This window comes from Emticicia sp. 17c (assembly GCF_037153985.1).
Classification (GTDB): domain Bacteria; phylum Bacteroidota; class Bacteroidia; order Cytophagales; family Spirosomataceae; genus Emticicia.
The window spans coordinates 14,056-32,590 of sequence record NZ_JBBAYI010000013.1 but is presented as its reverse complement, the minus strand read 5'-3'; the positions used below and the strand labels follow the sequence as shown (position 1 = coordinate 32,590).

The 18,535-nt window shown below is 39.9% G+C and carries 17 protein-coding genes; 9 read left to right on the top strand and 8 right to left on the bottom strand.

All coding sequences use genetic code 11. The features are described 5' to 3' along the window. The first annotated feature begins 54 nt into the window (after positions 1 to 54). Positions 55 to 1,314, top strand: a complete 1,260-nt coding sequence (locus WAA15_RS20910; RefSeq protein WP_337044788.1) for a 3-phosphoshikimate 1-carboxyvinyltransferase — start codon at positions 55 to 57, stop codon at positions 1,312 to 1,314. A 69-nt stretch (positions 1,315 to 1,383) separates the two neighbouring features. After that, the gene (locus WAA15_RS20905) at positions 1,384 to 2,307 is read left to right on the top strand and encodes an aspartate carbamoyltransferase catalytic subunit (RefSeq protein ID WP_337044859.1); all 924 of its coding nucleotides are present in this window, start codon (positions 1,384 to 1,386) and stop codon (positions 2,305 to 2,307) included. 83 nt (positions 2,308 to 2,390) lie between these two features. Here the strand turns inward: WAA15_RS20905 and WAA15_RS20900 are convergent, their stop codons facing one another. Next, positions 2,391 to 2,792, bottom strand: coding sequence for a hypothetical protein (locus WAA15_RS20900; RefSeq protein ID WP_337044787.1), 402 nt, complete (start codon positions 2,790 to 2,792; stop codon positions 2,391 to 2,393). Positions 2,793 to 2,968: 176 nt separating this feature from the next. Between WAA15_RS20900 and WAA15_RS20895 the strand changes: the two genes are divergently transcribed. After that, a complete protein-coding gene (locus tag WAA15_RS20895) occupies positions 2,969 to 3,469 on the top strand; it encodes an NADH-quinone oxidoreductase subunit C (protein WP_337044786.1) in 501 nt (166 codons plus the stop codon). Positions 3,470 to 3,489: 20 nt separating this feature from the next. Here the strand turns inward: WAA15_RS20895 and WAA15_RS20890 are convergent, their stop codons facing one another. Then, positions 3,490 to 5,085: a peptide chain release factor 3 gene (locus WAA15_RS20890; protein WP_337044785.1), complete on the bottom strand. Its 1,596-nt coding sequence runs from the start codon at positions 5,083 to 5,085 to the stop codon at positions 3,490 to 3,492. A gap of 101 nt (positions 5,086 to 5,186) precedes the next feature. On the opposite strand from WAA15_RS20890, the gene WAA15_RS20885 reads away from it, so the two are divergent. Then, the gene (locus tag WAA15_RS20885; RefSeq protein WP_337044784.1) at positions 5,187 to 5,789 is read left to right on the top strand and encodes a 2OG-Fe(II) oxygenase; all 603 of its coding nucleotides are present in this window, start codon (positions 5,187 to 5,189) and stop codon (positions 5,787 to 5,789) included. 38 nt (positions 5,790 to 5,827) lie between these two features. Here WAA15_RS20885 and WAA15_RS20880 read toward each other — a convergent pair whose 3' ends face one another. After that, on the bottom strand, positions 5,828 to 6,598 hold the full coding sequence (locus WAA15_RS20880; protein WP_337044783.1) for a molybdopterin-dependent oxidoreductase: 771 nt from the start codon (positions 6,596 to 6,598) through the stop codon (positions 5,828 to 5,830). 12 nt (positions 6,599 to 6,610) lie between these two features. Then, the gene (locus tag WAA15_RS20875; RefSeq protein WP_337044782.1) at positions 6,611 to 7,318 is read right to left on the bottom strand and encodes a cytochrome b/b6 domain-containing protein; all 708 of its coding nucleotides are present in this window, start codon (positions 7,316 to 7,318) and stop codon (positions 6,611 to 6,613) included. A 247-nt stretch (positions 7,319 to 7,565) separates the two neighbouring features. Here WAA15_RS20875 and WAA15_RS20870 point away from each other — a divergent pair, with 247 nt between their 5' ends. The 5 genes from WAA15_RS20870 to WAA15_RS20850 all read left to right on the top strand — a co-directional run bounded on the left by WAA15_RS20870 (position 7,566) and on the right by WAA15_RS20850 (position 13,125). Further along, the gene (locus WAA15_RS20870; RefSeq protein WP_337044781.1) at positions 7,566 to 7,739 is read left to right on the top strand and encodes a hypothetical protein; all 174 of its coding nucleotides are present in this window, start codon (positions 7,566 to 7,568) and stop codon (positions 7,737 to 7,739) included. A gap of 218 nt (positions 7,740 to 7,957) precedes the next feature. Then, entirely contained in the window at positions 7,958 to 10,588 is a 2,631-nt protein-coding gene (locus WAA15_RS20865; RefSeq protein ID WP_337044780.1) for a TonB-dependent receptor domain-containing protein, read from the top strand. Positions 10,589 to 10,690: 102 nt separating this feature from the next. Beyond that, positions 10,691 to 11,479: a diadenylate cyclase CdaA gene (cdaA, locus tag WAA15_RS20860; protein WP_337044779.1), complete on the top strand. Its 789-nt coding sequence runs from the start codon at positions 10,691 to 10,693 to the stop codon at positions 11,477 to 11,479. Between the two features lie 42 nt (positions 11,480 to 11,521). Continuing rightward, positions 11,522 to 12,562: an aminotransferase class V-fold PLP-dependent enzyme gene (locus WAA15_RS20855; RefSeq protein ID WP_337044778.1), complete on the top strand. Its 1,041-nt coding sequence runs from the start codon at positions 11,522 to 11,524 to the stop codon at positions 12,560 to 12,562. After that, the gene (locus WAA15_RS20850) at positions 12,559 to 13,125 is read left to right on the top strand and encodes a MarC family protein (RefSeq protein WP_337044777.1); all 567 of its coding nucleotides are present in this window, start codon (positions 12,559 to 12,561) and stop codon (positions 13,123 to 13,125) included. Before WAA15_RS20855 ends, WAA15_RS20850 begins: the two co-directional genes overlap by 4 nt. Positions 13,126 to 13,237: 112 nt before the next feature. Here WAA15_RS20850 and WAA15_RS20845 read toward each other — a convergent pair whose 3' ends face one another. The 4 genes from WAA15_RS20845 to WAA15_RS20830 form a co-directional block, all read right to left on the bottom strand. Further along, positions 13,238 to 13,993, bottom strand: coding sequence for a hypothetical protein (locus WAA15_RS20845; protein WP_337044776.1), 756 nt, complete (start codon positions 13,991 to 13,993; stop codon positions 13,238 to 13,240). Positions 13,994 to 14,104: 111 nt separating this feature from the next. Continuing rightward, the gene (locus WAA15_RS20840) at positions 14,105 to 15,031 is read right to left on the bottom strand and encodes a DUF4097 family beta strand repeat-containing protein (protein ID WP_337044775.1); all 927 of its coding nucleotides are present in this window, start codon (positions 15,029 to 15,031) and stop codon (positions 14,105 to 14,107) included. Positions 15,032 to 15,139: 108 nt separating this feature from the next. Then, positions 15,140 to 17,539 (bottom strand): TonB-dependent receptor domain-containing protein, encoded by a 2,400-nt coding sequence (locus WAA15_RS20835; RefSeq protein ID WP_337044774.1) that lies wholly within the window; start codon positions 17,537 to 17,539, stop codon positions 15,140 to 15,142. A gap of 197 nt (positions 17,540 to 17,736) precedes the next feature. Continuing rightward, positions 17,737 to 18,528 (bottom strand): HEAT repeat domain-containing protein, encoded by a 792-nt coding sequence (locus WAA15_RS20830; protein ID WP_337044773.1) that lies wholly within the window; start codon positions 18,526 to 18,528, stop codon positions 17,737 to 17,739. Between the last annotated feature and the right edge of the window lie 7 nt (positions 18,529 to 18,535).

Below are 18,535 nucleotides of genomic sequence, written 5' to 3'. Positions count from 1 at the left end.
AAAAACAGTAATTTTGTGGCCGTAAAAGATTTGACGACAAACCACCCTTATATTTTGGAAAAAGTACTTCTCTACAAAAACACGCAGGTTTTTGACGTAAAAATTCAACTGGCTTCTTCTAAATCGGAAAGTAACAGAGCTTTAATTATCAACGCTTTATCAGGTTTTAAAGGCGATTTACAGAACCTTTCTACGGCACGTGATACACAAACCATGATTCGTTTGCTAAAGTCGGACGAACAGGTGGCCGATGTAATTGATGCCGGAACTACCATGCGTTTTCTGACAGCTTATTTTACGGCAACCAACCAGAACAAAATAATGACAGGAACACCACGTATGTGTGAACGACCTATCGGGATTTTAGTAGAGGCTTTGCGCACTGTTGGCGCAGAGATTGACTATTTGCAAAAAGAAGGGTACCCGCCCTTACACATCAAAGGGCTTGCTAATCAGCAAACCAACGAAATCACTATCAGAGGTGATGTAAGTAGCCAATATATTTCTGCTTTACTGATGATAGCCCCAACGTTGCCTAAAGGATTGGTGATTAACCTGACCGGCGATTTAGGTTCTATTCCTTATATAAAAATGACATTGGCCCAGATGCAGGCTTTTGGCGTAGAAACAGAGGCTAACTGGGAACAAAAAGTAATAAAGGTATTGCCACAGGTTTATGAGCCTACGAGTTATCAGATAGAGTCTGACTGGTCGGGTGCGAGTTATTGGTATAGTGTAGTGGCATTGTCGGCGTTTGAAGATACACAAGTAGAACTTTTGGGCTTGAAAGAAAATTCATTGCAAGGCGATAGTGCCATTGTTAATATTATGGAGGTGTTAGGCGTGAAAAGCACTTTTACACCCAACGGTGTACTATTGACCAAGATACGTGCACAGCAAACACTCAACTGGGACTTTACCAATTGTCCTGACCTTGCACAAACAGTAGCTGTGGTTTGTGTGGCTAAAGGTATTGAAGCTACTTTTACAGGAATTGAAAGCCTGAAAATTAAAGAAACAGACCGGATTCTGGCTTTACAGAACGAACTTAAAAAGTTTGGTGGTACCTTAACAGAGGTAGTAACTAATACAGCCTATAAGGTGGCAGGGTCAGGCTTTGAATTTGGCTCGGCAGATATTTCAATTGCTACTTATGACGACCACCGCATGGCTATGGCTTTTGCTCCTTTAGCTATGCTTACAGACGTAACCATTGAAGAGCCACACGTGGTTGTAAAATCATACCCAAGTTTCTGGGACGATTTAAGTAAGGTTATACAACTCGAAAAACAAACCGCCCCTGAGTTATCATGATTTTTGTAAGCCCCTTTTGTGTATTGGGGCTTTTTTTTTAATTTTGTGAAACATTCTCTTACAATTCAGATGCAATCATTGAGTACAAAACATCTACTCGGTATTAAAGACCTCACCGCCAACGATATACAACTTATTTTAGAAACAGCTAAGGAATTTAAAGAAGTAATAAACCGCCCTATCAAGAAAGTTCCTTCGTTAAGAGATGTTACGATTGCCAATGTATTTTTTGAGAACTCAACCCGTACGCGTCTTTCATTTGAACTAGCTGAAAAAAGATTATCGGCCGATGTCGTTAATTTTTCAGCCTCAGGTAGTTCGGTTAAAAAAGGCGAAACCCTGCTCGATACCGTTAATAACATTTTGGCCATGAAGGTCGATATGATTGTTATGCGTCATAGTAGCCCCGGAGCACCGCATTATCTATCAAAAAGAATCAAAGCCAATATTGTAAATGCCGGCGACGGTACGCATGAGCACCCAACACAGGCATTGCTGGATTCTTTTTCGATGCAAGAAAAATTAGGCGACTTGGCAGGAAAGAAAATAGCCATTATCGGAGACATCCTGCATTCGCGGGTGGCTTTATCAAATATATTCTGTTTACAGAAACTAGGTGCTGAAATAACTATTTGTGGGCCTAACACTTTATTGCCAAAATATATAGGCGAAATTGGTGTCAGAATCTCTCACAGTGTGAAAGAAACCCTGCAATGGTGCGACGTTGCCAATGTATTGAGAATTCAGCTCGAACGCCAGCAAATTAAATATTTTCCTTCGCTCAGAGAGTACTCACTCTATTTCGGGATTAATAAACAAATGCTAGACGAACTCGACAAAGAAATTGTGCTGATGCACCCGGGGCCAATCAACAGAGGGGTTGAGTTATCGAGCGATGCCGCAGACTCACATCATTCTATTATTCTTGACCAAGTCGAAAACGGTGTAGCTGTCAGAATGGCCGTGCTGTATCTTCTGTCACAACAAATATAATTCTTCTCTTAAATATAAATATAAAAGGCGTAGGGTTTTTATTTATTCCCTACGCCTTTTATACTGTTAGGCCAGAGCAATTATTAACGTCTCCTTCTGCCTTTCATTTTATCTCTCATCTCAGCCCTTCTTTTTTTTGACTCGTCTTTAAACTTGGTCATTTGTTCGGGGGTAAGTACATTTTCATAATTTTTTATCAAGGCTTCATGGTTGGCCCTCATTTCCTGACGCGCCGCTGCCATTTTCTCCTGATTTTCTTTATGTTGCAGTTCTCTTTTTTTCTCTTGTTCCAGATTAATTGCTAAAATCTTCTGGTACTGTTCGTTGGTTAAAGCAAGTGATTCTTGCATGTGTTTGGTTCTCATTTCGGCACGTTGTTCTGGAGTTTTGCCTTTCCAATCTCCACGAGTCTGTTTTGCATCCTGTGCATAAGCTCCCATAACCAGTCCGCCTATTAGTGAGCCGACTAAAATAAGTTTTCTCATTGTTTAAAAAATTAATTTGAATAACTATGATTTTTACAACGTTGCAATTCTTAGAGCAAAAACGGTGAAAAAGGTTTAATTTTGGAAATAATTTATTTGTTTTTCATACATACACGAATATATATTACCTTTACCTCATATAGAATTTTGAACAGATTATCAGGAGTTTTTAAATGATGGAATACGATTTAATCCGTTTGTTAATTATCACCATGTTTGGCGAGGGTGTAATTCTGAAAGAAGATAAAACTTCATTACAACCAAGCATGACCGTACCAGCCGAAAAAATACTGGAGATATGCCAGTTTTTGCATGTACAACCCAAACTTTATTTCGATTTTTTATCTTGTATAACAGCTATCGACAATGGGCCAGCCGTAGGAACCATAGAGGTAATTTACCACCTGACTTCTATTCCGTATGGGCATAATCTGGTTTTGAAAGTAGAAGTACCACGTACTGCCGAAGATGGCTCATTGCCTAAGGTGCCATCTTTAACCCCAATCTGGAGAACTGCCGATTGGCACGAAAGAGAGGCTTTCGACCTTCTAGGAATTGAGTTTGTGGGGCATCCTGATTTGAGAAGAATTTTGCTGCCAGCCGATTGGGAGAGTTTCCCACTACGCACCGACTATCAGGAACAAACCAATTACCATAGCATAAAAGTGAAATATTAAAAAATGGCATATTGATTTTCTCAATATGCCATAGCTGTTTTAAACTCGGAAGTAGTATGAAACTTAATATCTGGGTTATTCTGGATATTCATACGTAAAATCCAGTCTGTTTCTGCCAGAAATACAGGATTCTGATCTTTATCATACGCAATAAAATTGCTTTTTAGCCTGATAAATTCGGCTAGTTTGGTTTTATCCGTAGCGGTAATCCAACAGGCTTTTGAGTAAGGTCTGGCTTCAAAGCGGCAACTGGCACCATATTCGTTTAAGAGTCGGTACTGAATTACCTCAAATTGTAGCTCACCAACAGTACCAATAATTTTTCTGTTACCGGGTTGTACAGTAAATAACTGTGCTACGCCTTCATCGGTTAATTGCTGAACTCCTTTTTCTAACTGCTTCGATTTCATTGGGTCATTATTAATAACCTCTTTGAATATCTCAGGCGAAAAGCTCGGTATACCTGTAAACTGTAATTCTTCTCCTTCGGTTAGGGTATCGCCAATTTTGAAAGTACCAGTATCATACAAGCCTATTACATCTCCCGGATACGCATCTTCTACCACGTCTTTTCTGTCGGCCAGAAACGCAAACGGGCTCGAGAACCGCATATCTTTACTAAGGCGCACATGCTTGTAAAACTTACCACGCTCAAATTGACCGCTGCATATTCTTAAAAAGGCAATTCTATCACGGTGGCGGGGGTCAATATTAGCATGAATTTTAAATACAAATCCACTGAATTTCTTTTCTTCAGGTTCAACGAGGCGTTTGTCTGTCATGCGGTGAACCGGAAGCGGCGAAATATCACAGAAAGTATTCAGTAATTCCATTACTCCAAAGTTACTGACAGCACTACCAAAGAAAACAGGAGCTAGGTTTCCGGCCAGATAATCTTCCTGATTAAACTCGTTATAAACGCCCTCAATCAGTTCTACATCTTCGCGTAGCTGGTCGGCATCTTTCTGCCCTACCTTTTTATCCAACACTTCTGATTCGAGCGAAATAACGTCAATGTCATCCTCCAGCCTTGTTTTATTTACGGCGAAGTAGTTCATCTTTTTTTCAAGTAAATGATAAACCCCTTTAAAGTTTGAACCACCATTAACAGGCCAAGTAATCGGACGAACTTTAATGCTGAGCTTTTGTTCGAGTTCGTCCAGCAAATCGAACGGATTCTGCCCCTCACGGTCAAGTTTATTAACAAAAATAATAACGGGCGTGTTACGCATCCGGCACACTTCCATTAGTCTTTCGGTTTGTTCCTCAACGCCTTTTACGCAGTCAATTACCAGAATAACGCTATCAACGGCCGTAAGTGTGCGGTAAGTATCTTCGGCAAAATCTTTGTGGCCTGGCGTATCCAGAATATTAATTTTAAGGTCTCTGTATTCAAAGGTCATTACCGAGGTTGCCACCGAAATACCCCTTTGCTTCTCGATTTCCATAAAATCGGAAGTAGTAGATTTCTTGATTTTATTCGATTTTACTGCACCTGCTGTCTGAATAGCCCCTCCAAAGAGAAGCAACTTCTCGGTAAGAGTGGTTTTTCCGGCATCGGGGTGAGCAATAATAGCAAAGGTTCGACGCTTGTGTAATTCTTGAAGAAACGACATTTTTATCTAATTTTGTGAACAATACCTGCGCTCAGAGTTAAGTTGTTTTCACAACATCTATTGGGCAGATATAAAAACGGGTGCAAAATTACGTATAAAATATGGAAGAAACATGGCAAGTTTCATTTGAATCAATAATTTCTCAAATAATCGACCGTGGCTATGGCATTATTGATGGTTTTCTGTCAGAAGAAGAAATTACACAACTCAATAAAAGCCTGACAGACCACTATCAGGCACAAGAGTTTAAACAGGCGGGTATCAGTAAAAATCAGGATATTGTCAAGAGTATTCGTGGAGACGAAATTATGTGGCTTGAACGAAACAACGCTAATACGATTGAAACCGAGTTTCTGAACAGGCTTGAAGAATTTATGTCATACGTAAACTATACCTGCTTTTTGGGGTTAAGATCTTATGAAATTCATTATGCCTCTTACCCCGTAGGTACTTTCTATAAACGGCATCTCGATAAATTCCGAAACGATTCGGGGCGAAAACTCTCCTTTATATGTTATATTAATCAGCAATGGGAACCCGAAAACGGGGGCGAACTGGTGTTGTATTTGCCCGATAAAGACGAAGTAGTTTTGCCATTGGGTGGGCGGCTTGTGGTATTTGAGAGCGATAAAATAGAGCATGAGGTATTACCAGCCAACCGCGAACGCCGAAGCCTGACCGGATGGCTAAGAAACATTGATTGATACGCTGAACTTTAGCCGTATAGTAGGCAGCAAGAGTTTTATAGGGTCACGTCGTAGTCATAGCCTTGCTGATGCCAGAAATCTCTGGGCGGAGTATCAGAAAAAAACATTTTTCCGATACGTTTCAGGTTTTTTACGCCATATTTCACCGGAATAATCAGGCGTAGTGGTGCGCCGTGCAGGTTTGAAAGCGGCGCATTATTTAATTCAAAGCTAAGAAGGGTTTGCGGGTGTAATGCACTTTCGATGTCTAGTCCTACATAATACTGGCCGTCGGGTGTTTCAAGACCAACATATTTATACCACTCTTGTGTGCCAGTTTTTTTACCAAGTTGGTAATGATGCAGAAAATCGGCAAGTTTTACGCCGCCATAATTCACTATCTGGTCCCAGCCTTCAATGCACTTGAAGTCAAAAATAATTTCTTGCTTGGGCAATGCTTTTATCTGCTCTAACTGGAAAAAAGTTGATTCATTCGTGGCAGGATTCACCACTTCAAGCTGCCAATTTGCAGTATTAATTGCTTCTTTTAAACCTATTTTTCCATTGATTCTTGGAGTTCGGGCGGCTCGGTCTTTGGGGTATGTTTTTGCCAGATTTTTATGGCTGAAAAAAACATCGTTCACTTTCTCATTTGCACTCAAAACGTCACGGGTCAAGTCGGGTAGTCTGTTATTGGTTCTGGGTAAATTTTTAAACCATTTCCAGCCAAACCAACCACCGACACCTGCCAATAAAAAACCTGCAAAAGAAAAAAAAGTTCTTCTGCGAATTTTTTTGTCGGACCACTCTTCTGTCTCATTTTTCATTGTGTAAAACTTTTATGAATTTACGGGTATTTCTTCATTAGGTGTTGGTTCTTCTTCAGGGGTGGGTGCTAGGGGTTGTATCTCAAAACCTGTTATCATAGACTGAAAATTGTTCCATCCTGCCCTGATTATCTGTATGATATGAACCAAGAAAAACAGTACATAGCCAATGGTAAGTATAAAATGTATAGCACGGGCAGAGGCATAGCCGCCTAAAAGCCAAGTGAGCCAGAAAAACTGCACAGGTTTATAAATGGCAAGCCCTGTTAACAATGAGCCTATACCCATTAAAATAATGGCCGAATAGGCTATTTGTTGCGCTCCATTAAATTTGCCCACAGGTGGGTGATATTTGCTCAGGTGTAGGTCGTGCAGTAAAACCTGCCATGCTTCTTTAAAAGAATATTTGTTAGGGACGAGGTAACGCCACTGGCCCGAAATAAAAGTATATAATACGTAGAAAAGCCCATTCAGAAAAAATAACCACATGAATACAAAATGTATAGCCATGCCTTCGGCGAGGCGCTGAGGAATTTTAAGGCTGGTGTAAAACCCTTTTGGAAAAAATTTAACCAGAACTATATCGCCTAACTGAATTTTGTACACCCCGTTAGCCCAATAAATAAGCATACCACTCCATATCATAATAGCTAGTACCGGAAAGTTAACCCAATGAAACCATCTGATAGCAAGCGGGTGTTTTTTCTTGATTATTTGCATAGGTGTACAGGTAATTTATCTGACAATTTATGTCATTTACGGTTTAAATGCAATTAGGGTTTCGGATACTTTAAAAAAATCAGATAAGCACCGTTAGTCCTGATAAAATCAAACGTCAGGCTCACGTATATATAAAGAAGAGAAAACTAAATTTACAAACCGTTTTACATACAATTGTCAGAAACAATTTGTGCAGTATTAGCAATTCAATTAATTAGTCTGTAAATTTGTACAAAAACAGGAAACCATGACTTTTGAGGAGTATTTGATTAGCAAAAAAATAGACCAAGAAAAATTTGCCAAAGCAGAGCCGTCACGCTTTGAAGAATGGAAAACTTTGTTTGCACAAATGCACCCCGAAAGTTTTACAACACATAAGAAATTTCTGATAAATCCGGTCAGAAGAAAATACAAATTGTGAGTTCCTGATACTTTTTTTATCTGCCTGTCGGTTCAGCCGAATTTATCACTCATCTACTCATCTTATCTTTTCATCTATTATTTTAAGGTGATTGTAAATTTTATAAATCTTTTAATGTTTTCACTAGTATTTAATGGAAATATGAGTGGTAATTTTGTACAAAATCAAGATACTTTAGCTATTACAACCGCTAGACAGTTTTAACATTATTTACGAAAATGAAAAGAAAAATTTTACTTGCCCTATTATCTCTGGGTTTCCTGACCACTACTTTTGCACAGTTTCCCGGGGGAGGGGGTTTCGGTGGAGGAGGTCGTTCTGGGGGAGGTTTTCCGGGGATGAATTCACAGCAACAACAACAAAACCCACAAGACGATATTCCACGCGGCTCAGCCAAAATAACAGGTAAATTAATTGACTCTACCACCAATAAGCCTGTTGAATTTGCCTCTATTGCCGTTTATGACAAAAACAATAAAGTAGTTGATGGCTCAATGACCGATATGAACGGTGCTTTTACCGTGAAAAACTTGGCCAAAGGTACTTATAAACTGGTGGCTTCGTTTATCGGCTATAAAAATACAACTCTTAATAAAGTTGAAATAGCCAGCAATAAAGCAGAGGTGAATTTAGGCAATTTAATGATGGCTACTGATACCAAAGTATTGAACGAAGTAACAGTTACGGCTCAAGCGGCATTGGTAGAAGACAAAGTTGACCGTTTGGTTTACAATGCCGAAAAAGATATTACAAGCCGTGGGGGTACAGCCGAAGATGTATTAAGAAAAGTACCCATGCTTACTGTTGACATGGACGGTAACGTGCAAATGCGAGGTAGTGGAAACATCAAAGTATTGATTAACAACAAGCCATCGAGTATTCTGGCTAGTAATATTGCCGATGCTTTAAAGCAGATTCCGGCTGATATGATTAAATCGGTTGAGGTAATTACTTCGCCATCGGCTAAATACGATGCCGAAGGTACCGCGGGTATTATCAACATCGTTACTAAAAAGAATACCCTGCAAGGCTTAACAGGTTTTGTAAATGCTGGTGCTGGTACACGTGGTGCTAATGCCTTTGGTAATATTAACCTCCGTAAAAAGAAAATCGGAACAGCCTTGAACTTTGGTGGTAATGGCTCGTATAATACACCTAGCGATGGCGCTACTACCCGACAAAGCTCGGTAAAAGGGATAAGTACTACGCTTTCGCAGACTGATGCCAACAATGTAAGACGTTTGTTTGGAAATACCCAGTTAAGTATCGACTATGATATTAACTCTAAAAACTCGCTTACCTTCAGTGGGCGTTTGGGTGTAGGTAATTTTAATACCGTAGGGCCACAAACTTCGCTTTTGCAAGATGCTGCTCAGGTTGTTATGCAACAATATACACGTGATATAAAACAGATTCGCCGTAATAATAGCCTTGACTTCGACTTTAACTATACGCGTACATTCAAAGAGCAAGGGCATGATTTTACGTTTCTGGTGCAACACGGTAAAAATATTCGTAATACTGATTTTACAACCAACCAGAACGCTAATCCGTTTAACAAAAGTAATAACGACGGAGCCAATACTGAAACTACTTTCCAAGCCGACTATACTTATCCCTTCAAAAAGAATGTATTTGAAATTGGTGCAAAATATATTTTGCGCGATGTAACAAGTGCGTATGATTTCTTTCAGTATGACGGGCAGGTGGCCGACTACGTGCTTGTGCCTTCTCGTACAAACGATTTTAACTATGACCAGAAAGTAGGTGCTGCCTATGCTACTTTAGCATTAGCTTTGCCTAAAAAATGGGGTTTGAAAATGGGGGTTCGTTACGAAAACACTAGAATTAACGCCAAGTTCCAGAATTCTGACAAACCAACGGCCATTGCTCCTTACGATAACGTGGTTCCGACTTTTACGCTCTCAAAAGATTTTCCTAAAAACCACAAAGTCAGATTCAGCTATGGTCAACGTATTCAACGCCCGTCGCTCGACTTCCTGAATCCGTTTATTAACTACGCCGACCCTCTGAATATATCGTATGGTAATCCATTACTTAAACCAGAGCTAAGCCATAACTTTGAGTTTAACTACAATACTTTCTTTAAAGCTAACTCAATTAATGTTTCTGTGTTCCGTCGTTTCACCGATAACAATATTACTTCGGTAAGGTCAGTTGACGAGAAAGGAGTTGTTACTACTACCTTCGAGAATATTGGTAAAACGAACTACTATGGAGCAAGTTTATTCCTGAACATTCAGCCGACTAAGAGCTTCCGTCTGGGTGGTGGCGCAAACTTTACCAATAACCTCCTTAATGGTTCAATTGTTATTCCTGAATTACAAGCCGACAATACTTACAAAACAGTTGTTAAAGGTATCTCGAACAAAGGCTGGAACTCAAACTTTAATTTTAATGCTTCTTATAGCTTTACCAAAGGCTGGGGAGCGCAGGCATTTGGGTTTATCGGAAGCCGTCAGGTGCAGTTACAAGGTTATCAGGGTGCTTATCGATATTATAATATCGGTATCAAGAAAGACTTCAATAACAAAAAAGGTAGCTTTAATTTCGGCTTAGATAATCCGTTTACGAAGTCATTGACCATTAAAAGTATGTCTGGCGACCCAACCTTTACTTCTAATTCAGTACGTCATATTTATAACAGAGCAGTACGCTTCTCGATTAACTATATGTTCGGAAAAATGGATTTTAACGGTGGAAATAGTGGTTTATTCCGTAGCAAGAAAAAAGTAAGCAACGATGACACCAAAGCTGGCGAATCAGAAGGTGGTTCACAGGCACAGCCTCAAACGCCTGCTGGCGGTGGTGGCGGACGCCCTCGTTAATCGAAATTAATTTCAGAAAAATATCATGAAAAGCCACACTAATCGGTGTGGCTTTTTGGTTTTTTTTGTACTTTCGCAAATGTTACATTAAAAGTTTTGATTATGCAGATTAGCTTTCTGGAAATTAAGTGGACAGATGTATTAGATATTATATTAGTAGCATTCCTGTTATATTACATATATAAACTTGTGCGTGGAAGCGTGGCCAGTAGGGTATTTATGGGGTATTTGCTTATTTATCTGTTTTATCTTATTGTAAAAGCTATTGGTCTTGAACTGCTCACCAAAATTCTGGAATATTTTATGGGAGTAGGGGCTATTGCCCTTATTGTGTTGTTCCAGCAGGAAATCAGGCGGTTTTTATTGTTGGTGGGGAAATCTACCTCACTGGCAAATAATAAATTCTTTAGTAAACTATTGGGTACTCAGCCAGAGCAAGATAATCAGGGACCTATAAAAATTGTAAGCGAAGCGGCCAAAACTATGTCGAGCGAGTTTACAGGAGGTATTATTGTACTGCAAAAAGATGATGATTTGAGTAAGTTTGCTGAATCGGGCGATATTGTAGATGCTATTCTATCGAAAAAACTATTAATTTCGATATTCAGCCAGTACAGTTTGCTAAACGACGGGGCTGTAATTGTTAATAAGGGGCGCATTAAAGCGGCTCATTGTATATTACCTATTGCCAGCGGAGACGAACTACCTTCTAATTATGGTTTCCGACACAGAGCTGCTTTAGGTATATCTGAAGCAACCGATGCCGTGGCAATATGTATTTCAGAAGAAAATGGCAAAATTTCTTTGGCCATCGACGGGAACATTAAAATTGTATCGGCTGTTGAACTGGAAAGAGAATTAAGAAGATATTTTCTGAATGAAGCTGTATAGCGAAGAAAATAACTTTTAGTACTAGCCTAATTTTAATCACCCATGATAACGTTTTATCCAGGGCCATCAAAAATTTATCCGCAGATAGCCTCTTATCTTCAGGATGCCGTGCATGAGGGAATCCTGAGCCAGAACCACCGAAGTCAGGCATTCATGGATATGCTTCAGAACTGCATAACCTTATTCAAACAAAAACTTAATATTCCGCAGCAGTATCATGTATATTTTACTTCTTCGGCTACCGAATGCTGGGAAATTGTAGCACAATCGCTCACAAATGCAGGAAGCCTACATTATTATAATGGTGCTTTTGGGCAGAAATGGTTTGAATATACACAGAAACTTATAGGTGATAAAGCACAAAAATACGTTTATGGCATAGATGAGCCTTTACAGACTGTCTGGCAAAGCAAAGCCGATGCCGACGTTATCTGTATTACACAAAACGAAACGTCAAACGCCACACAAGTAGAAACGGCCTTATTGGCTGCCAATACCAACGCCCTGCTTGCTTGGGATGTGACTTCTTCAATAGGCGGAATTGAACTCGACTGGCATAAAGGAGACATCTGGTTGGCATCAGTACAAAAGTGTCTGGGCTTGCCCGCTGGGCTTGGTGTAATGGTTTGTTCGCCAAAGGCCATAGCACAAGCAAAAATTATAGGAGAGAATAAACACTATAACAGCCTGTTATTCGTACACGAGAATTTCGAGAAATATCAGACTCACTACACGCCTAATGTATTGGGCATTTACCTGCTTGGTAGAGTTATGGAACAAGTCAGAAATATTACAGAAATTGCTGACAAACTTAAAGCAAGGAACAACGATTTCTGCCAGTTTATTGAGCAGCAAACCAACTGGAAATTGCTCATACAGGACAAAACCTTGAGGTCTGATACCGTTATTGCCTTAAAAGGTGATGCCGATGCTATCAGGCAAATAAAACTCAAGGCAAAAGACGCTGGCATTACTTTAGGAAATGGTTACGGAAACTGGAAAGAAACTACTTTCAGAGTTGCTAATTTCCCTGCTATTGAGGATTGGGAATTTGAAAAACTAAAAACACTACTACGCCAATGAACTTTAGTTTCAAAGAGATTATATCGGTAACGATTATTCTTTTTTCAATTATTGATATACTGGGCTCTATTCCGGTTATTATCGATTTGAGAAAAAAAGCAGGGGGGATTCATGCCGAACAGGCTACACTGGTAGCTGGCTTACTGATGATTCTATACTTGTTTTTGGGTATCAGCATTTTAAACCTTTTCGGGGTTGATGTAGAGTCGTTTGCTGTGGCAGGGGCTTTGATTATCTTCCTGATAGGCATGGAGATGATTCTGGGCCGGAATATCTTCAAACATGAAACTACTTCAAGTAAGGCTACTTCAATTGTGCCGCTGGCGTTCCCGATTATTGCCGGAGCCGGAACCATGACAACCATTCTGTCGTTAAAAGCTGCCTATAAAGTCGAAAATATAGTGGTGGGTATTATTCTTAACCTGCTGGTGGTGTATCTGGTCTTGCGCACGTCCGTCTGGATTGAGAAAAAACTAGGGCAAACAGGTGCCGATATTCTCCGAAAAGTATTCGGTATGATTCTGATAGCTATTTCTATCAAACTTATTAAAACAAACCTCTGAAAAAAGATAAAGGGCAAGATGAAACCCCGCCCATTATACTCCCTAAACTAAATTGTATGATTAAAGACGTTTCATAAACCTTAGTAATATTTTATAGTAAGGGTTTATTGAGTTATTTTTTCTTTCTCAGATAGATATTGCCGTGGTCTGACCTGAGTTCTATCGTGTTGCTGCCACCGCCATTCAGCGAAGCCGTTAGTACGTTTTTATTGTTTTCGTACATAGGTAGCTGAAAATCGGTAAATACATCGTTCCATTCAGAGTTCCTGATTTTCAACTCTGCCTTGATACTCTCGGGTATTTCCAGACAAACTTTTCCGTAAAGGCTTGATAAATAAATGTTTCTGGCTGTGCTGAGGTAAGCGTTAACAGCACCATGACGGCTGTATGCCTTAATGTTTCCGTTGAGGTTATACATCGAAATATGGCCAAATTCGGTACTGGCTTCAAAATTACCCAGCATATCTTTTACTAACCACCGTTGCCCGTGCTGTGGAAAATTCTCATAAACCATCAGATTCAGTTTGTTGGGCAAATAAAGTGTGTAAGTGCCGTTATAACAGTTACAAACTTCACGAATAACCAGCGTGGTATCGTCCTGTGTGACATTCAACCCTAGCTTGGAATTATCTTCTAAACCCTTAATAGCAACTCTTTTTAAACCATCGGCTTGTTTGGGAGTAGTAATAGGTTCATCAATTTCAATTCTGATTTCAGTACCTTCGTAGCCCTGAATATTCAGGTTATTGCGTTCGATTAAAACAATAGCCTGCTTGGTAGTACTTTTAAGTGGAGTAGCAAAGCGCATCTGGCATAAAGCTACCTGCCACCCCAAGCAAAGGGTAAGAAAAGTAAATAGTTTTTTCATAATATGGTTTATAACTAAGGCTAAGCCCCGAGGGTATAACCTGTTAATAATAGCTTTTTCAAAAACGAAGCCTCTCGCTGGTAGGAGAGAGGCCTCAGTTTATACTTATAATTATTTTTTCTTTCTTACGTAAATGTTGCCATTGCTCGATTTCAGGTCAATTACTACGCCGCCGCCGTTGATGGTTCCTTCAAACGAATCGGTTTTGCTTGAGCTAGTACTGGTGGCATAAGCTATTTGGTCCTTTTTTGAATAAATTTTGTTGTCGTCGCAGTCGGTGCAATCTTCTTTAAATACTTTACCATCTACTACGATTGCATCAGCTTGTACATTAATGGTTTTTGTACCTGAGGAGGCAACTGTTTTTGATTCTTTTTTAGTAGCGGCTATATCCCAGTCGGTGAATAAGTCGCCGTAATAACTACGTATTTTAAGGTTTGCTTTGGCATCGGCGGGTAGGGTCACATCAATAGCACCTGATGCGCTGATTGAGCTTGGTGAGCTTTGAGCCAATTTTGAATAGGTTACGAAAATTTTTCCGTAGCCTGTGTGTGCTACTAAAGGCCCTGTAATATCGTTCAGGTACGCTTTTGAACTGTTGGTTCTTAGCTCTATTTCTCCGGCAATATCGCTGATAATAATCTTTTGTTCGCTCCAGTTTTGGCTTTCTATTACACTCAAGTCGAGGTTTTTAGGTACTTTGATAGTCAGAATACCTGTGTAACGGTTTTTAGGAATCAGAATTTTTAGTGTATTTCCTTCAACTTCGGCACTGGCTCCTACACCTGTGTTATCTACCACGCCACCTGTAATCAGGCGTAGGCCGTCGGCTTCTTTAGGCAGTTCCTTGCGGTTTTCGCCTGTTTGTTCGATACTTACTTCGTTGCCATCAACCCCCTGTATATTAACAGATGATTGCTGAACAACTACTTGTACCTTTTTACCTTGTCCACTGAAAGCAACTTTATAAGGTTTAGTCTGCCCGAAGCTGTTAGCATAAGCTACGCAAGCTAGAATTACAACAAATACTTTTTTCATGATATTTTATTGGTTTATGTATATTATTTTTTAGAACTTGTTTTACTGGTTTATGTGTATCTGGTTGAAAATGAAGTCTTTGCTGGAAATCTTTCGGGCATGGTGGCCTTAATTTCCGCTACCTCCCATTTTATCATCATTGCTGATGCTTTTCTTTGAACGTTGTGGTTGGCTGCTCATTTTTCCGAACTGGTACGAGAAACTCACTCTCCAACCCTGATTATAATATTTCGATTTTCCGGTTTGCGTAAAGGTTGGACCTGCAAAATCGATTCTTTGTGTAAAATACGGAGCAAGGAAATTATCGAAACCTAAGCCAATGGTTGCTTTTTTCTTCAATACTTCTTTCTGGAAAGCAATGTTGTAATAGGCAAACCCACTTACTTTACCTTGTAACATTACTCTAGGTGAGTTAAAGAAACCAAAGAACTGCGCTTTAAATCCTTTACCGAAATCATAACTCGAATTAATATTGATGCGGTACATCAGGTTTTCGTTTTTTGCCTGTAATGCCGGGCTATTCAGTACGTTATAATAAACATTAATGGCACCGTTGCTTGTAAACTTCTTGATTTTTGTGTTTCCGCTAAGAGTGAGGCCATAAGAAATGTTCTGAGAAATATTCTGGAACGTAAGCGTGGCCACACCTTCTGAGTCGAAAGTTCTGATGCGCTCGATGGCATTATTGGTCTGGCGCATAAACAATGAAGTATTAATTGACGACTCCTTGATATACACACTATAATTGATTTCGGCGCTATGGGTAAGCTCTGGTTTCAGATAGGGGTTACCCGAATATGTCATAAGCGGCTCGCTGGCATTTACATACGGATTCAGATACCATAACATCGGGCGTTGAATACGCTGTGTATAGCTTAATTTCAGTTTCTGGTTTTTAGGCAGGTTTCTTGATAAACTTACGTTCGGAATCAGGTTACCATAATTATTTGAGAACGGAACTGTACCTGCCAGAAATTCTGCCTGAATAAAGGTATGCTCGTATCTTAGACCTGCGTTGATACCCCATTTTTTATTTGATGTACGCGAATATGTGAGGTAAGTGCTGGCTACTTGCTGGGCGTATTCAAACACATTGGCAAGGGCGGGTACATCAACAAAATCGTTTGAGCCATCAATTGCGTTTGATACCTGATAGTCGCTCTTTACATTGCGGAAAATCGATTTTACGCCTATTTCCATGGTACTTACGCTATCGAGCGGATTAGTGAAATCTACTTGCAAGGTTCCTTCATAGTTTGCGCTGTAATTTGTGCTTTTCTCACGATAGTTTACTACTTTGTTTTCGTTCGACTGGTCGAGTTTATAGAAACTGTCTTCGCCTTCTTTCGAGAACATTGTCATAACAGTTAGTTCTCTTTTAGGCTTCCTGAACGACTTGGTGTAGTCAAGGTTAAGTGTGTTACCATCCCAATCATAAATCCGGTACAGGTTTCGGGTAAAATACTGATTGGTGACACCCTGTGTTGAGAAATCGTTCAGATAATCGAAATTCATGCCGTTTTTGCCATCATACAAATTAAAGCTGGCACTCAGGCGGTTCAGAGAGTCGATGTCCCAGTCGGCAGTAATGGTTCCATAACCATTTTCGCCATTACCTTTAAAGGCGGTTGTTTGTAACAGGCTGGTCGAAATACCTTCTACGTTAGTAATGCGGTTGGTTTCGTTACCACCCTGATTGCGCCAGCGGTTAAAACCTCCTCTGGCCGAAAGACCAATTGATTTCTGGCGATAATTCAAAGACCCATTCAGGCGGTCGTTCCATCGACCTGACGATAAATCGGCATTGCCGTTTATACCCTGAAGGTTATTCTTTTTAGTAATGATATTAATAATTCCGGCAGTTCCTTCGGCATCATATTTGGCTGAAGGTGAAGTAATTACCTCGATTTGTTTGATGTCATCAGCCGGAATCTGTTTCAAAACATCGGCTATGCTACGTGCCATAAGGTTCGAGGGCTTGTTATTAATTAACACCTTGATATTCGAGCTTCCGCGTAGTTCAACGTTTCCGTCGAGGTCAACAGCTATGGACGGAATCTTCCGCAACACATCTCCGGCGTTTCCGCCTTTAATGGTAATGTCTTTCTCGGCATTGTAGACGAGCCTGTCGGGCTTTTCTTCAAACAATGCTTTTTGTTCTACAACGGTTACTTCCTGTAATTGCTGCACGTTCTGAGAAAGTTTGATAACACCTAGGTCGAGGTCTTCGTTAAGTACCTGTATGTTGCTAATGACTTTATCTTTAAACCCTATAAAGGTTATTTTTACTTCATACGTACCCTGAGTAGCTTTGAGTAGTGTAAACTTGCCTCTTTCGTCGGCGGTGGCTCCTTCAATAGGCTTACTGTCTTTTATGAGTGATACAGTAGCGAACTCGACAGGCTTATTAACAGTTGAATCCAGTACAAAACCTGTAATTTTAATTTTTTGGGCAAACAAAGACCCTGTTGCTCCGAGGAGCAATGTTAGTAATAAAAGCTTTTTCATAATTATTGTTTAAAATGTTAATAGTTTATTAAGAGTCTTGTGCAAGGGAGCAGATGTTGCAGATTCTCGTAAAAAAATTTACTGTCTTTACAAAAACTCTTAGCTTGCTTGTATTCTTTTCAAAACTATTATAATCATACTCAGGGTAAAATCTATTTGTGACGAGTTGGTGGAAAAATGTTTTGAAACGATGAGGATTACATGGTTAACATCCTGACACTTTCCTGCGCTTTACGTTTCACGAAATCGTCGGTATCGGTGTTTTGCAGTAACTTTTGCATCGGTTTTACAGCTCGTTTTTCGCCCAGATTCGCCAGAATATCTATTACAGTTATCTGTAAAGTTGGCTCCTGTTGTGTAAGCAATGTCTGTATGAGAGCATCGCGCGCTATTTTTTCGTCACCAAAGTGTGACAACGCCTCTGCTGCTGCCGTTCTTACATTAATGTTGGGGTCGGTGTTAAGCGTTTTAATGAGGGCTTTCAGTACTTCTTCGTCTGGTTTATTTAAATCATAGCTATAATTAACTGCCTTGATTCGTTCGGAAGCTGACTCTCTTTTGAGCATCGACAGCATCACTAACTCTTTGGTTTGCTGCATATCCCGCTTAATCTGGGTCAGGTCTTCGAGGTCTGCCAGATTTTTATCGGCGGTGTTTCTGCCTACCCAGAAAATTCCTAGTAGTAGTACTACGCCTGCGGCATATTTCAGAATAGGGGAATGAATCCAACTGATTCGTAAGGCTCCTTTCTGTTGTTTTTCTTTTCTTTTCTGCTCGGCTCCTTTTTCTTTTTCGAGCATCATATAAAAACCTAAATCCAGATTTGCGTTTGGTTCCTGTTCTTTGGCGGCGGGTATGCCTTCGTAAAAAGATTTAAGCTCTTCAAATTCTTTTTTGAGGGCTGCATCGTTAGTCAGCAGGGTTTCAAGTTCCTGTTTCTGTTTGGGGCTTAATGTGTTGTCCAGATAATCGGCAAATAATTGTTCCATAACCTCA